This window comes from Dyadobacter tibetensis Y620-1 (assembly GCF_000566685.1).
In the GTDB taxonomy this organism is placed as follows: Bacteria; Bacteroidota; Bacteroidia; order Cytophagales; family Spirosomataceae; genus Dyadobacter; species Dyadobacter tibetensis.
In genome coordinates, this window is sequence record NZ_AZQN01000009.1 from 77,266 (window position 1) to 92,364 (window position 15,099).

At 42.6% G+C, this 15,099-nt stretch carries 14 protein-coding genes; 6 read left to right on the forward strand and 8 right to left on the reverse strand.

Annotation, left to right across the window (positions count from 1 at the left end; all coding sequences use genetic code 11):
• Positions 1–89: 89 nt before the first annotated feature.
• From X939_RS0119045 to X939_RS0119055, 3 genes are all read right to left on the reverse strand, one after another.
• Positions 90–611 carry a hypothetical protein gene (locus X939_RS0119045; RefSeq protein ID WP_025764876.1) on the reverse strand — a complete coding sequence of 174 codons (522 nt, stop codon included), beginning with the start codon at positions 609–611 and terminating at the stop codon, positions 90–92.
• Positions 612–734: 123 nt separating this feature from the next.
• Positions 735–1,265, reverse strand: coding sequence for an RNA methyltransferase (locus X939_RS0119050; protein WP_025764877.1), 531 nt, complete (start codon positions 1,263–1,265; stop codon positions 735–737).
• A gap of 131 nt (positions 1,266–1,396) precedes the next feature.
• Complete coding sequence (locus X939_RS0119055) at positions 1,397–2,017, reverse strand: response regulator transcription factor (RefSeq protein WP_025764878.1); 621 nt, start codon at positions 2,015–2,017, stop codon at positions 1,397–1,399.
• A gap of 503 nt (positions 2,018–2,520) precedes the next feature.
• On the opposite strand from X939_RS0119055, the gene X939_RS0119060 reads away from it, so the two are divergent.
• Positions 2,521–3,336, forward strand: a complete 816-nt coding sequence (locus X939_RS0119060) for a GNAT family N-acetyltransferase (RefSeq protein WP_198034460.1) — start codon at positions 2,521–2,523, stop codon at positions 3,334–3,336.
• A gap of 58 nt (positions 3,337–3,394) precedes the next feature.
• On the opposite strand, the gene X939_RS0119065 is transcribed toward X939_RS0119060, so the two are convergent.
• Both X939_RS0119065 and wecB read right to left on the reverse strand, forming a co-directional pair.
• Positions 3,395–4,903 (reverse strand): lipopolysaccharide biosynthesis protein, encoded by a 1,509-nt coding sequence (locus tag X939_RS0119065; protein WP_025764880.1) that lies wholly within the window; start codon positions 4,901–4,903, stop codon positions 3,395–3,397.
• Positions 4,904–5,004: 101 nt separating this feature from the next.
• Positions 5,005–6,114, reverse strand: a complete 1,110-nt coding sequence (gene wecB / locus X939_RS0119070; protein WP_310588079.1) for a non-hydrolyzing UDP-N-acetylglucosamine 2-epimerase — start codon at positions 6,112–6,114, stop codon at positions 5,005–5,007.
• Between the two features lie 402 nt (positions 6,115–6,516).
• Between wecB and X939_RS0119075 the strand changes: the two genes are divergently transcribed.
• Complete coding sequence (locus tag X939_RS0119075; RefSeq protein WP_025764882.1) at positions 6,517–7,398, forward strand: FkbM family methyltransferase; 882 nt, start codon at positions 6,517–6,519, stop codon at positions 7,396–7,398.
• 92 nt (positions 7,399–7,490) lie between these two features.
• Positions 7,491–8,396 (forward strand): glycosyltransferase family protein, encoded by a 906-nt coding sequence (locus tag X939_RS0119080; protein WP_044200090.1) that lies wholly within the window; start codon positions 7,491–7,493, stop codon positions 8,394–8,396.
• Positions 8,397–8,457: 61 nt separating this feature from the next.
• Here X939_RS0119080 and X939_RS0119085 read toward each other — a convergent pair whose 3' ends face one another.
• On the reverse strand, positions 8,458–9,720 hold the full coding sequence (locus X939_RS0119085) for a nucleotide sugar dehydrogenase (protein ID WP_025764884.1): 1,263 nt from the start codon (positions 9,718–9,720) through the stop codon (positions 8,458–8,460).
• Positions 9,721–9,977: 257 nt separating this feature from the next.
• Between X939_RS0119085 and X939_RS0119090 the strand changes: the two genes are divergently transcribed.
• The 3 genes from X939_RS0119090 to X939_RS0119100 are packed head-to-tail and all read left to right on the forward strand — an operon-like array spanning position 9,978 to position 12,765.
• Complete coding sequence (locus X939_RS0119090; RefSeq protein ID WP_229236110.1) at positions 9,978–10,733, forward strand: FkbM family methyltransferase; 756 nt, start codon at positions 9,978–9,980, stop codon at positions 10,731–10,733.
• Positions 10,730–11,974 carry a glycosyltransferase family 4 protein gene (locus X939_RS0119095; RefSeq protein WP_229236111.1) on the forward strand — a complete coding sequence of 415 codons (1,245 nt, stop codon included), beginning with the start codon at positions 10,730–10,732 and terminating at the stop codon, positions 11,972–11,974. Before X939_RS0119090 ends, X939_RS0119095 begins: the two co-directional genes overlap by 4 nt.
• A complete protein-coding gene (locus X939_RS0119100; protein ID WP_044200094.1) occupies positions 11,971–12,765 on the forward strand; it encodes a glycosyltransferase family 2 protein in 795 nt (264 codons plus the stop codon). Before X939_RS0119095 ends, X939_RS0119100 begins: the two co-directional genes overlap by 4 nt.
• A gap of 50 nt (positions 12,766–12,815) precedes the next feature.
• On the opposite strand, the gene X939_RS0119105 is transcribed toward X939_RS0119100, so the two are convergent.
• Both X939_RS0119105 and X939_RS0119110 read right to left on the reverse strand, forming a co-directional pair.
• Positions 12,816–14,126 (reverse strand): DUF4302 domain-containing protein, encoded by a 1,311-nt coding sequence (locus X939_RS0119105; RefSeq protein WP_025764888.1) that lies wholly within the window; start codon positions 14,124–14,126, stop codon positions 12,816–12,818.
• 27 nt (positions 14,127–14,153) lie between these two features.
• Positions 14,154–15,086, reverse strand: a complete 933-nt coding sequence (locus tag X939_RS0119110; protein ID WP_229236112.1) for a zinc-binding metallopeptidase — start codon at positions 15,084–15,086, stop codon at positions 14,154–14,156.
• Positions 15,087–15,099 lie beyond the last annotated feature (13 nt).

The window sequence follows — 15,099 nt, forward strand, 5'->3', positions numbered from 1 at the left end:
TAGCATACGCAGAAGTCCGCTAATAGGTAACGAAAAACCAGATATAGTTTACTGAAAGAGCCAGTGAGCTATATCTGGTTGTATCATATTTATGCTTGTCCTTCCTGCGCCTGATCGACAGTGGGTTCAGCAGGTGCCTGAGTCTCGGTAGCAGGAGTTTCTACTGGCTTGCGCACCGTACGAGGACGACCCACCCGCTTTTTGGCTACGGTTGTAGAGGCAGAAGTCGATCTCGGAGCACGGGGCTTACGGGGAGCTCTAGGCTTGGGAGCTGCTGCTGGCTTATCAGCCGTAATGCCCGTTTCCTGAGTCTTGGTTTCAGGAGCGGTTTGGACAGCCGGCGCTTTGTCCTTTACTGGCTGTTTGTCAGCTTTTTTTGCCTTTTCCTTTTTGGCTTTTACCTTTGACTTTACCGGCTTTACTTTTTTTTTTGATTTGGATTCCTTCTTTTTAACCTCATCCTTCTCAAGCTTGGCCACCTTTTTAGCCAATTTTTCTGCGGCTTTTTCTACAGACTTTTTAATCTTTTTAGAAGAAGTAGTGGCAGCAGATATTTTTTCAGATATCGAAGAAGCAATTTCGCTGGATAGTTTTTTAATTTTGGATTTCATAGGATTTTTATTGGTGAACGTACACAAGATACACAACTAAAGCTTGCCGGAAAACTTGAGTCCTTAGTTTAACCCACAAATTCCCGTCATTATTTCCAATATACCAAATATCTTGTATTATATTTATGTTATATTTTTTGAAACAAAACTCCACAAGACTATTCCTGCGCTAACTGAAACATTCAGAGAATGTTTGGTTCCAAATTGAGGAATTTCGAGACAACCATCACAGAGATCCATGATCTCATCCCTAACTCCTTCGACTTCATTTCCAAAAATGAAGGCGTATCGGTCACCAGGCCTGGGGTCGAATTGCTCCAGGGACAGACTGCCTTCTGCTTGTTCAATAGCGAATACGCGATATCCGGCATCCTTCAATTCCAAAATATATGGGGTAATATCGTTAATTTTTTCCCAATTTACGGCGTTTTCGGCCCCCAAGGCACTCCGGGTAATCTCGCGGTGAGGCGGATGCGGCGTATACCCACCCAGGATCAACTTCTCAGTACGAAAAGCATCACCAGTTCTAAAGAATGACCCCACATTGTTGAAACTGCGGATATTGTCTAATATTATCTGAAAAGGAAATTTAGTAACATCCTTAAAGTCCTCGACCGTAAGTCGATTCATCTCCTCCACCATCAATTTCCGCATATTAATAATATTTAAGCTAGTACTGCGATCAAGTATTTCCTTCCATATCAAAATGAAACGAAAGTATATAAAGATACCTGGCATGCGAACATAGCAAGCCAGGTATAAACTAAGTACCGAAATGGTTTCGGTTATTTGATTTTCGTAATCAATTCTACAATATTCTTTACTCCTAATTTTTCGAAAATTCGAGCTTTATAAGTACTTACTGTTGACAATTGAAGATTCAGTTTTTCCGCAATTTTGGCAGTTCCCAATCCTTCTTTAAGAAGATTCATCACATCTGTTTCGCGAGGCGATAAGGATACCACGGGGTCGGGCTGAAACTCCTTCGGATTGATAAGCCGATTGATGTTGATCTGCTGCATCTCTTCGCTCATATATTTCCGATTGGCCAGAACGCTTAGAACAGCCGCCTTAAATTCTTCCTCCGGAGCATCTTTGGACAGATAACCATCTGCACCGGCCTGAAGATACAGTAAGCCATATAATTGCTCGTCATAACTAGAGAACATCAAGATTTTTGTCTCTGGAGATTTTTGGCGTATGACTTCTACCATCTTGGTATTATTTCCGCCAGGGATATTAATATCCAAAATTAATAGATCGTAGAATCGACCTTCCATTGCTTGAAGGATGCCATCAAAATCGTTTACTCCTGTAATTTCGGCGTCTGGTATAAGAGACTGTAATAAGTGTTTGGTGCCGATGCGAACAACCGCATGATCTTCGGCAATTATAATGTGTTTCATGAAGTACTATTTAGTCCAAAATTAGGGAATACGGCAAATATCAAGTCAGATTCTTATTCTTCAGTTTTAAGAGCTAATTTAAAATAGCCCTGTATTCAAATTTCATTTTATAAAATTTCTGCCATATAATAATATCTTTCCCGACATTATTATTTAATATTCGCAAATATAACGATCAAAGTATGAATTGTAATTAGTCTGAGCGAATAAGTTCTAACGTGATCAAGAAATATACAAAAAACTTTCTGACGAAAAAACTCGTACAAAATCCAGAAATACCATTTTTATCTACCTGGTACCATAGACGAAAAAAATCATACTAAAGTAACTAATTAGCTATTAAAACCATTAAAAAAAAACTATACAATCCTGAGAAATGGAAAATTCATTATAAAAATGAGTTGGAGAAAGAACGTTTGCCTGCAAGTTTTGAACCTATCTTCTATCAGGAGTCCTATAAAATCCCCCAACAATTTAAGCACAAATTGTTTACTATTTCTCTTTTGCACCGAATAACCAATCGTATCCATGCGCGTATAAAGATCCAGGAAATGGAAGATGGAATATGGATATCTTTACCCGGTTTACCGTTTGGGGGACTAGAGAGCCAGTCAGTAGTCCCTTCGGAGGCCTTAAATTTTCTTATGGTTTCAGTTGAAAAATGGATTAAAGGTCAAGGTGGAAAAGCCATCGTTATTCGAATGCCCTCAAAGATTTATCCTACGGCCCCTTCTTTGAGACGAGTTGACTGGCCCATACTGGGATATGAAGCATCAGCACGGCTGGTTAATATACACATTCCCTTATCCAATTTTCCTTTCGAAGCAAGACTACACAAATCCGAACGGAGGAGGTTGCGTAAATGTTTAGCCTCAGGCTTTACTGCAAATATTCTACAGGATGTAGACATTGAATCCTGGTACAATTGGCTGGCTAAGCAGTGGGAAATCAAAGGGTATGCTCCTTCTGTTTCCTGTCAAAAACTCTGTAGTATCCTTAGCGAAGACCCAGATCGTTATTATTTTCACGAGATTGTACATAATAAGCAGCGCATCGCAACCGGACTACTGGTAAAAGCGCATGCCCAGGTATTTTACACCTTTCTTATGGCCGATCGAGCCGACTACCGGTCCTATAGCCCAATGGTAATGTTGTATGCCAGTATGTTTGAAACGGCTCGATTAGCGGGTGCAGCTTTTCTGGATTTAGGAACGAGTCTCGATCAGACTGGCCAATTCAAGGAATCTCTAGGGCATTTCAAAATGAACCTTGGAGGCCAGGTAACCCATAAAATAGAATGGAGAAAAATGCTGCTATAAATCAGAAAGTAGGTCCATACTATTTTGGAGCAACTAAAATCAGCATCCTATTAGCGGCTTATCGGAACCGTTTCGCCCATTTGTCTTGCACCACACCGACCAGCCCATTGATCTCCTCAGAAACTTGTAAGAGAATAATCAGAGTTGCGAAAACCAAGAGTATGATTATCGATTTCAAAAAAAGCACCAGCATGGCTAATCCTATGCTTTTTTCATAACTAGGTATCAACTGAGTCAGCCCAAACAGTACCAGCAAAATAACCAGAACCTGCATGGTCTTCCATGAAAAGGGTAGCACCTGAAATTTAAACCATACAAAACTCATTCTGGACAGGGAGTAAATTAGTGTGGTAACAGCGGTGGCTATGGCGGCACCGGTAAATCCATGTAATGGTATCAACCACAGGTTCAGGCCAAACCCGATCAAAGCAGAAATCACGATAAATAGGGTGGCAAATTTGTAATGCTTAGAATACAGAATGATTTCCGTATTAAGCCCAGTAGCAATATCGAATACTTTTACCAATGCTATGAACAGCACCACAAACTTCCCCTCTCCATAGGTATCTCCTTTGGGTATCAGGTAGAATATTTCATCGATACTGCTCCAGATCAAAAGAAAAAACAGCCCTCCTGCTATGAGCTGGTTTAAAGCGGATTTCCTGTTCATAATCCGCACCTGACCATAATCCCCTTTGAGCAGGGCTGAGGACAATAAGGGTATAGAGATTTGAGCAATTGCCTTCCTAGGTATTTCTATTACCCCTGCCATATATGTTGCAATGATAAATATCCCGGTGCTTATTAATCCTCTTTCCCCTGCTAACATGGAGCGATCGATAAATAGCATTAGATTAACGCCTAGTCCCCCTAGCAGTGTAAAGCTGCCATATCCTAATATTTGCTTTATCAGGGTTGAATTAAGGATTTTTCTGTCGGGGAAACGCCAATACCATTTACCCAATTTTTTAATATAAATACAAAGGAACACCACCGCAGCCCCATAGGAGGCTACCATTAAGTACATGAGTATATCAAAACTTAACCATCCCAAGCCGAAAATAAGGATCAGTAGCATATTAGCCATACGTAGATATACCTCCCGAATAAAACCTGGAACGGCAATCCTGGCATTATTTCTGCAATATGCCTCAAGGACGGCAATGTAGATCCAGAAGAAAGTCAGTGGAATCACCAGGATATGATACTTCAAAATCATTGGAGAACGGGCGGCATAATATGCCTGTATGGCATCCGAACATGCCAGGTAAATCCCCGCAAACAGAAATGCACCCACAAAGGGCAGGAATAATAACAGCGGTAGTATCCCGTGATGCTCCTGCTCATCATCCCGGAACAGCCCAAAAAATTTATCTGCGATGAAGGGAGTTCCTAAATGGGCAAACGCGGAAAAGAGAAGACTATTTTCGAAAAGTAGTCTGGACAAGGCCAATTGCTCAACCGATAAATACTTAGTGGAAACATACATCTGATTGATGATGCCTATACCAACGCCAATATAGGAACCCAACCCTGCCTTTAAACTTTGACGTACAACTATACCCACTATCGAGAAAAACTTTAAAAAAATATTATCGAATTCAGAAGCCCAAGCCCCTCTTATACTTAATTAATTCAGCAAATGTAATCTACATTAGCGGCATTCCCCTAATCTTTGTGATAGTGTTCAACAAGAATAGCTGCAATACGACCCGCTGCCTTCCCATCCCATAGAGGTGGTATACCTCCCTGTTTCACTTTACCAGACAAAATTTCACCCAGCAAAAAATCTAATGAATGCGGATCTAAATCTTCTAACAAATGATTGGTTCCCAACAAAATGGTAGCTGGCCGTTCTGTGTTGGACCTAAAAGTAATGCATGGAATTTTCAGATAGGTGGTTTCCTCCTGGATTCCTCCTGAATCAGTAATCACTGCCGCAGCATGATACATCAAATTCAGGCATTGCAGGTAGCCCTGAGGCTCCAGTATAACAAGGTCGGGAAGCGACTCTAATACTTCTAACAACCCAAATCTATTCAGATTCCCCCTCGTTCGTGGATGAATGGAGAAGATCACTGGTCTATGGCGAAGGGCCGTCTTTATGACTTCGATCAGGAGCAATAAGCTTTTGTAAATATCAACGTTTCCTGGCCGATGCATGGTGCAAAAAATATAGCCTTTGCTTTTGAGATCATATTGATCTATTAAATTCAGTTTAAGCGCCTGCTCCTGATAATGCATTAAGGTATCAATCATTACATTACCTACAAAATGTATTTTGTCTTTAGATATGCCTTCTACAGTCAAATTCGCTATAGCAGAGGTTTCGGATACGAATAGATGCTCCGCTACTCGATCGGTAAGGATTCTATTGATCTCTTCAGGCATCTTCCGATCTCCACTTCGTAACCCGGCTTCCACATGCACCACTGCAATTTGCTCCTTGGCTGCTACCAGAGCGCATGCTAAGGTAGAATTCACATCCCCTACCACGACCACAACGTCTGGCTTTTCGGCAAGCAAAACGCCCTCAAAGGCTATCATGATATTGGCGGTTTGAACTGCGTGGGAAGGACCTGAGACACCTAAATAATGGTCGGGACTGGGTAGGTCGAGCTGGTCAAAAAACACCTCCGACATCTGAACATCACTATGTTGCCCGGTATGTACGATTCTTGACTCCACGTGCTTATTTTGCAGAAAGGCCTTATGCAAAGGCGCTACCTTCATAAAATTAGGACGTGCCCCTATTACGGTTAAAATTTTCAATGTCATAGACCTTAAACCCTCATGCGGCAGTTCACATTATCCCGTAAACCAAAGCAACAGGTATGGTTGAATATGAAATATAGATTAAATATAAGAAACTAAGGTCATAATGCTACACTCTTCTTGTGGTTGACCTCCCCAAAGATTTATGGAAATAGCTTCGGACAGAATGTCTAGGAATAATTTATTCCTGATTTTTCCAGAATTAAAACAAACAACTTAGTGATGACTGAACTACTTTTGTAGCGAGCACAAAAAGTTGGATCCTTCTTGGAAAGATAACTAAATCGTCACCTACGTTTAGGCCTATTTTTCCATACTTCCCTGAAGGAAACTTAAAACCTAACCTGCTTAAAGGTAGGCTTCGGTTTCCGGGTGCTGGTAATTATAATTAAACGATTAATACCAATGAAATTAAAGACGATCAAAACGATTCTGAGCCACCCCTTTAATAGGAATCGAAAAATCCATGCACTGTTTACCTTTTTTAAAAGAGGAGTAGCGATCCGTCTTCATCAGGATGCTATGGTGTATCCCTTTATTTCAGGAACCAGATTAGTCGTTGAAAAGGGTATGTCCAGTGCCGAACTACAAATATACACCGGTCTCTATGACCACGAAGAAATGCTTTTTCTTATGCATTTTTTAAGGCCTGAAGACACATTTGTCGATATAGGAGCCAATGTTGGGGTTTATTCCGTGCTCGCTGCTGGTGTCGCAGGAGCTCATGTCATCTCCTTCGAGCCTATTCCTTCTACTTTCGCAAACCTAAAACGGAATATAGTTTATAACCAATTGCAGGACCGCTCGCAGTTGTTTAATATGGGAGTAGGTGATAAACCAGAAACTTTGGTTTTTTCCAATGCCCTAGATGCCGTCAATCACGTGATCACCGACAGTAACTATTCAGGCCCTGTGTCCAGGATTCCTGTTGATTCCTTAGATAATATGATGGTTACAGAATCTCCCAACTTCCTTAAGATTGATGTAGAAGGTTTTGAGGCAAACGTGATAAATGGAGCCATTCAAACGCTTCAGCGTCCAGAATTGCGGGTGATAATTATGGAGACCAACGGGCTTTCTGACCAGTACGAATACGGCCAAAACTATATTCATAACAAATTATTATCCTATGGTTTCAGACCATTTAATTATAATCCGTCCACAAGGGATATTATTCCTATAGAAACCCCCAACCCGGCTAACACCATCTATATTAAAGATCTTGATTTTGCTAAAGAACGTATTAAAACGGCTGTAAAAATCCCTGTAATAGGTAAAATGTTTTAAATAAATGCAAGCCGTCAATCCGGCAATAAACTATCGGCAGCATATGCCTCCATTTCCTGAGGGTGCTGTTGGATATTTCTAAATTCTTATTCATGACTATAGCATCAGATCTTGCCCCCATCCTACTATTCTGCTATAACCGTCCGCTGCATCTGGAAAAGACTCTGGAATCCTTGCAACAGAACACACTCGCTACCGGCTCTGATCTTATCATTTATTCGGACGGGCCAAAGCATGAAAAGGATAAGCCTCTGGTTGAGCAGGTAAGGCAAATACTCAGGCAGATCTCAGGTTTTAAGACGGTCGTGATTCATGAATCACCCGGCAATAACGGATTAGCGAATTCTGTGGTTCAGGGTGTTAGTGACACCATCTATCGATACAAAAAAGTAATCGTACTTGAAGACGATCTGATACTTTCTTCTGATTTCTTAAGTTTCATGAATCAAGCACTAAAGATCTACCAAGGAAGAAATGACATCTTCTCCGTAACGGGGTACTGCCCGCCCCTATCGCTTCCTTCCAGGTATAGTGCCGACCTGTTTATGGCCCCCCGAGCCAGCTCCTGGGGATGGGGAACCTGGCTCAACAGATGGGAAAAAGCCGACTGGAAGATGTCTGACTTTTCAAATTTTAAAAAAGACAAAAAAGCCATTAACAGATTTATCCAAGGTGGCGATGACCTCTGGCCCATGCTGATTAAGCAACAGAGCGGAGTAATTGATTCCTGGGCTATCCGGTGGACCTATGCCCAGTTTAAAAATGAGGCCTATGGCCTTTACCCTGTAAAATCAAAATTAAAAAACATTGGGACGGACGGTAGCGGAACCAACTTTAGTTATAAAACGGACTATTATGACAGTGAAATTAATCCGGAGCCGATCGGAATAGACCCTTTCCTGCTACCTGATCCTAGCGTAATTAAGGCCTTTAAAAAATATTACCAAGTGCCACTTTTACTCAAAATAAAGAATTTTATAAAATACAGAATTCTCTAGCCAAAACTCATTTGGAATATATATAGGCAATTCTCAATTAATTTTAATACCTAGATACCCCTTACAGCCTTGAGTCTACCATTTCTTTTGGAAGAATCGATTTAAGGTCAAATATTACAGAATTCGGATTGGTAAAAAGGGGGATTTCTAACTCCTGAAAAGCCTGATGAGATACGGCAAGGACAACGGCTTCATATTTCCCTTCTGGTCTTTCAATAAGCGAAAACCCGTATTCCTTCTGAACCTGTTCGGTGGACGCCCACGGATCATAGACTACCGCCTTCATTCCAAAATCTGTAAGTTCCCTGTATACGTCAACCACCCGCGTATTCCGAATGTCCGGGCAATTTTCTTTAAAGGTTATTCCCAGAATCAACACCCTGCTGCCTTCAATTCTATGGCCCTTTTTAATGAGGAGCTTCACAAGTTTATTGGCAACAAATACACCCATCAGGTCATTCACTCTACGCCCCGAAAGTATTACCTGGGGCGAATAGCCTAAAGACTCGGCCTTATAGGCCAGATAGTAGGGATCCACCCCTATGCAATGCCCCCCCACAAGGCCCGGCTTATATTTAAGAAAGTTCCATTTGGTAGCGGCTGCTTCCAATACTTCTGTAGTATCGATACCCATTCTATCGAAAATGAGCGCTAGTTCATTCATAAATGATATATTGACATCGCGCTGGGCATTTTCAATGGCTTTTGAGGCTTCAGCAACTTTGATGCTGGAAGCTAAATGAGTACCAGCCGTAATAATACTACCATAGAGGGCATCGACAAACAGTGCAATTTCTGGAGTGGAACCGGAGGTGACTTTTTTAATTTTGGTAAGGGTGTTGATCTTATCACCCGGGTTGATCCGTTCCGGAGAATATCCACAATAAAAATCTACATTAAAGCGCAAGCCACTATGATTCTCTAAAACCGGCACACAGTCTTCTTCTGTGCAGCCTGGGTATACGGTAGATTCATAAATCACTACATCGCCCTTCTTTAATACCAGCCCAATGGTCTGGCTCGCCTTAAGCAAGGGACCCAAATCTGGCTTTTTGTAGTTATCAATTGGGGTAGGCACGGTAACTATATAGACGTTACAAGCCTGCAAATCCCGAAGTTGACAGGTAAAGTGGAGCCGCGAAGCCGCAAGGTCTTCGGAAAGCACCTCCTGGGTCCTATCGTAATGACCACGGAGTTCCTCAACTCGTTCCTTATTGATGTCGAACCCAATAACGGGATAATATTTACTAAAGGCTACGGCAAGGGGGAGCCCCACATAGCCTAGTCCGATAATGGCTATTTTGGCTGATTCGGTTTCCGGCATGAATTTATTTTTTTCGGGCCTTAAAGCTAGACATATTAATTAGCAAGACAAAAATGCGCGTGAGTGAAGACCCTAGCCCGGCAGTAACTAAACCCGGCAAATGTATTAAATGCCTCTATTATCCAATAATTATGTCACATAAGAATTACCTTTGACCTCGGAAATTTATCTTGATGTAAAAATAAATTATGTATTGGCTGCGCTATTTACTCAAAGAACCATTTTATACCCTACAATCCAAAACTCACAGGCAGTTTTTGAAGCTCTGTTGGGCCTATGGAGACAAACCACGGTTTGCCGAAACGGAAGTAAAATTCGGTAGCTACAGCCTAAAGGTACCAGATACCATGTCCTTTTTATGGCAGTATAAGGAGATATTTGCAGATGAAAGTTATCGTTTTGATTCTGGGAACAAGCATCCTGTAATAATTGACTGTGGTGCCAATATAGGCATGAGTCTGTTATACTACCAGCGTCAGTTTCCCGATGCGGTGGTTACGGCTTTCGAGGCTTCACCCGCCATAGCGCAGTTACTTCGGGGCAACCTGGAACGTAACGGCATAAAAAATGTAAACCTGATTGAAAAGGCGGTCTGGACCGACACCGATGGGATTTGGTTCGCGAATGAGGCGGCCGATTCATCTTCCATGTTTTTAGGTGGCAATAAAATCCTGGTTCCCTCTCTTCGTCTAGCGGATTTTCTGAGCAGCCAGGAAAGAGTGGATTTCCTTAAAATGGATATTGAAGGCGCTGAGACTGAGGTCCTGAAAGATTGCCGATTCCAGCTGGGAAAGGTGGAGAATATTTTCGTGGAATTTCATTCCTATATCGGACAGACACAGTCCTTATCTACCATATTACAAATATTAGAAGAAAACGGATTTCGTTACCATATCGATACTGAACAGCACCGTAAAAGCCCCTTCGTCAATCACCGATACCGTAATAACGAGGTTATGGACTTACAGCTGAATATCTTTGGTTACAAGCCTAAATCATCCAGAAAAAATTGATAAATGTAGTTCATATAAGTACATTCCACCGGGAAGGTGGGGCAGCCATTGCCGCCTTAAGACTTAACCATGCCTTGGCCAAATTGGGCGTTAAATCTGATATGCTCGTTCACCAGTCCGATAAGGAGGAAGAGGGAGTGACTCCTTTTGCCCAGACAAATTTGGAAAAAAAATGGCGCTGGCTGCACTTTGTAGGGGAGCGACTGGCATACTTGCCCCACGAAAAAGACAAGACTGTGCGCTTTGCTTTTTCCCCTGCCCTCATCGGCACCGATATTAGCCAGCATCCCCTCATCCAAACTGCCGACATCATCCATCTGCACTGGTTCAATTTTGGTTTTCTGAGCCTGAATGGCATGAAAAAATTATTTGAACTGAACAAGCCTATCGTCTGGACCTTGCATGATATGTGGGCATTTACCGGTGGCTGTCATTATAGCCGAGGCTGTGAGCGGTTTACAACACATTGCAGCGACTGCCCTTATCTGTCAGACCCCGGAAAATACGATCTATCTTTTAGTCAGTTCGAATTTAAGCGAAAGCTATATGGAACCACTCCATTGACTTTTATAACACCCAGTAAATGGCTGGGACAACTGGTTCAAACTTCCATGCTTAGCCAGTCAAAAAGATGTGAGGTGATACCCAATTGTATAGACACATCCCAATTTATACCCCTCGACAAACGTCAGGTTAGAATACAGCTAGGCCTGCCCGACACTCAAAAATACCTGCTATTTTCGGGTGCGAATACGGCGGATCCTCGTAAAGGCTTTCGCTTTCTTAAGGAGGCAATTCAGCAAATTAAAAGACGGGACTTATCTTTACTTATTTTTGGCAAGGGAAGTCAGGAAGACTTTCATGACCTGGACTTACCGGTTCATTTTTTAGGAAAAATCAGCTCGGTGGCCACCATGGTGCAAGCCTATAATGCTGCAGACCTTATTGTGGTGCCATCTCTGGAAGACAATTTGCCTAATACTATTATGGAAGGAATGTCCTGTGGCACTCCTACGGTAGGGTTTAACACAGGAGGCATTTCAGATATGATCGACCATTTGCAAAATGGATATCTTGCCACAAGCCGATCCGCAAAAGACCTGGCCCTTGGAATAGAGGCCGTTTTGGAAGGGAATGTTACCGGAATCATGGGTCAGAATGCCCGCAAGAAAGTAGTTGAGAATTATGCAGAAAACCAAATAGCCGGGCAACATCTGAACTTATACCAGACGCTGTTATGAAACAAACAGAAGCACCGCCCCGACCCATACTGACCATTATTACCATTACTTATCAGGCGGAAAGATTCCTGGAGCGTACCTTAAAAAGCATAGACGCATCCATGGAAATGGTACAGAATAAGGGGGCAATTGAATATTTAATTATAGACGGAGGCTCTACAGATGGCACCTTGTCCATCGCCCAGCGTTACAGTCATCTGATAACTACCCTATGTTCTGAACCCGACCGTGGACTATACGATGCAATGAATAAGGGCCAGGAAAGGGCCGTTGGGACCTACCTTTGGTTTATGAATGCTGGAGATGAGATTTTCGACAGCCATACGCTGGCACGTTTAATGACGACTCTGGAATCAGAAGCTGATGTATATTACAGCGACGCTATGTTTGTAAGAGAAAACGGAAGCGAGGTTGGTCTACGCAGTGAATGCACCCCCCATAAGCTGCCTACTGACCTTAACTGGCGGGACTTTACGCTGGGGATGAAGGTATGCCATCAGGCTTTTATCGCACGGAAGCGAGTCACCAGCACCTATCCTATTGATAATTTGAGCGCCGACATAGATTGGGAGATCAAATGTCTGAAAAGATCAAAAAAAACAGAATATATCCCTCAGCCTTTATGCCGTTATCTGATCGGGGGGCTGTCGGTACAGAATCACCGTCGCTCGCTGGTCGATCGCTTTTATGTGCTTACCCGACATTTCGGACTACTCCCTACCCTATGGAATCATGTGCGAATCCTGGTTCGGGGGATCATATTTTCCAATAAAAAAAGAAAGTATTGGTAACAAAAAGGGGTCAGGTTTTTTTCCCGACCCAATCCCAATATATTTTACATTTAGCGAACCCAACTGATCCATCCTTTGGCATCCTTGGCACTCACCATATCGTAACGATCAGCAGAGAGTTCGATCAGATAGAAACCACTGGTATCGTAAAGATAATTGCGCGAGTCCACAGCAGGTCCGTTCGTGGGATAGGTTCCGGCTACTCCCAGTCCGGAAAACACTACTCGACCGTCAGACGTAAATGTTGGCGTTTTTACTGCATCCAAATAGGCCAGTGAGAGGCCTGTTTCACCTGAGAATACGGGGGCAAACCCATCATAGTTTGATCCATATCCAGGCCAATACAAATAAAAGTAATAAGTAGCGGCACCACTTGTCAGACTTTTAACCTTCAGTGCATCGTCAACTCCATTTATATGAAACCCCTCCTCCGACACCCAATAGGTATCTTCACTCAAGGCAGTATTATACCAACGTTTGGCCGCATCAACATCTACCTTCAGTGGCTTGGTAGCATCACGAATCACCGTCTTAGAACCTCCAGCCGTGAGCCCCAAACTCAGGGTGGCCGGGTCCCAGGTAATTCCTGAAAATCCATCAATAGTTGTAGACCCCTGTACAAAGGCCGAAAGAAAAGAAACTCCTGTGGAGCTATAATAATACTCTGTCGTAAAGGATTTTACATTGGTTCCATCGAGCCAGCTTAAGGTTACCGTTCGCGCGGTCTGGTTTACTGCTATTTCGTATTCAATTCCACCAACCGTCATCCGTTTGAAATAGGTTAGGTATTTTCCAATATTGCTAAAAATAAAACTCTTAGCCAGTTCACCCTTCTCATAGGCCACCGCTTCTTCCTGGCTGGCTTTTACCAAAACTAATCGGGTTTTATTCTTTGTCCCGATCAACAACATCTGGTCAGGATTATCAGGATTGGGCTGAAACGAAAATTCGTAGTCAGAGATTAAACCTTCCCCATTATTGCCTCCATTGACACTCCCCGAGGGGTCGGCTAACAGATGCAGATAGGAATAAGTATCGAAGATCAGGGAGGGGCTTTGCATAGCCTTTAGACGAAAACTGCTCTCTTTCATTACTGAGGCAGTTTCCATGTTAAAATCGGAATACATCTGAACCCGATTTTGATCATTAAATTTAAAATAAAAACTATATACGCCTCCAGCTCCAGGATAAATAATTCCCTTCCACCCATTGGCAGCACCCGACAACTGCTTCTGATAATCGGCCAAGGCAGCATTCACTCTTTCGTCGGCTGTTTGTTCGAATACCGATTCCTCTTCAGCACAGGACCATAGCCCAAATGCCAGAAGAAAGATAAGATAATGGAGATAAGAAATTTTCATAAATAAATATTTTTAAACAGGTTGAGTTTACAAAAGAGGTTTCAATGCCGCCCTTGTTCTGACCTGCAAAGCGTAAAAATCGATTCCCCAAGCCGTTTTGAAATAACTTACCACCAGGGCTTCCTTCCGTCTGAGACTTGCCTGGGCTTGGGCCTTAGTGGTGCCATTTTCACTAGTCCCTTCCGGAATAGAATTAATGATATTTTCCCATCCGCTTTTGCCCTCTACCAACATAATAGAGACCGTTTCTACGAAATCCTCATCGAAGGCGGAGCTTGCATAGGAAGTGATAAAACCATCGCGTCTGGCGTCAGCATTGCTGACATTGATCCAGTTTTCTCCTTGATACAGGCCCTTGGTAACAGTTTTAAACTCTACAGGATATAAAATATTCTGATGGAAAATATGGGCAAATTCATGATGAAGGGTATGAACAAATTCCTTGACCACCACCGAATCCCGAGCGGGAATATAGGTAGGATCACCCTTTGTGCGGAAGTTATTCACATCGAATACAACAATCTTCCGCCCTCCTTCCGCCTGTCCGAGAACCACGGCGCCATTGGACAAATATTGTACACTACCCGACAGCACAAAAAGCTTTGGGGAATATTTATTGAAGAAAACTAGTCCCGCCTGGTCGATATAGGGCTTTATCCAAGCGCTCCTTATCACCTTCGACAGAGGTAGTATCTTAAGCTCATCGGGAGGAACCAATTTCTTGGATACATCATTAAATTCAAACTGATCCCATCTATATTTTACAGCAATATTATAAGGGACAGTCAGACTATCGAACAGCCAATTATCGATGGCAGTGGGCACCACCACATCGCCACCCAGTCCCGAGATCGCCTCTACATCGCCTAAGCTTTCTTCCTTGCAGGCATTTAAAGTGCCCAAGGAAACAGCCAATGTTAGTAGCATTAATACCTTGTTGATTCCTGGATTAAAGAACATATCTTTTATATTT